A 779-nucleotide genomic window follows, 5' to 3' on the forward strand; every position below is an offset into this window, starting at 1 on the left:
CCGCGCCGCACCAGTTCCTGGCTGCCGAGCCCGTCGCGGGTGCCGAACGCACGCACCGCCGGCGTGCGCCGCGGATCGACCCGGAACAGGCCACGGCGCATGCCCAGCCAGGCGCGCCCCTGCGAATCGGCGACCAGCGCGCTGGACTCGGTGGCCGGCAGGCCGTCGGCCACCGCATAGCGCTGGCTGCGTTGCCAGTGCGCGCCGGTGCGCCGCCACAATTCCAGCCCGGACAGCCGGTGCACCCACAGCGTGCGCGCGTCGGCGAAGGCGAATGACTGCACTTTCTCGCCGGCCAGTTCCGGCGGCGTGCGGAACTGCCCGGCCGCGCCGTCCCAGTGCTGGAACTGTTCGGCGGCCACCCACGGCGTGCCGTCCGGCGCCATCGCGAACGCCGCGATGTCGGTGCCGGCCAGGCCGTGCTGGCCGCCGGGCAGGTTCTGCAGCACGTGGCCGTCGCCATCGCGCACCTGCACGCCGTAGCCCGGCGCGGCGATCCACAGCCGCTGGCGTGCGTCCAGTTGCAGCCAGGCGAGCGTGCCGTCCGGGATCGGATCGGCCTCGCCGGCGGCGCGGGTCCAGCGCTGCAGGCGGCCCCCGTCCAGCGGGCCGCGCAGCAGCGTGCTGCTGCCCCCCATCCACAACGCCCCGCGCGGGTCGTCCAGCACCGACAGCAAGCGCCCGCTGGGCGCGCCGTTGGCCCACTGCGGCGCGCTCAGCGCACCGCTGGTGGTGTCGAGGCGAAACACGCTGGCGCCGGAGCCGAGCAGCCACACGCC

At 76.0% G+C, this 779-nt stretch carries 1 pseudogene; it reads right to left on the reverse strand.

Annotated features, from left to right (window positions below):
• A pseudogene (locus tag D183_RS25455) lies at positions 1 to 749 on the reverse strand (hybrid sensor histidine kinase/response regulator); the annotation flags it as partial.
• Positions 750 to 779 lie beyond the last annotated feature (30 nt).

Source organism: Xanthomonas sp. SHU 199, from assembly GCF_000364665.1.
Classification (GTDB): Bacteria; Pseudomonadota; Gammaproteobacteria; order Xanthomonadales; family Xanthomonadaceae; genus Xanthomonas_A; species Xanthomonas_A sontii.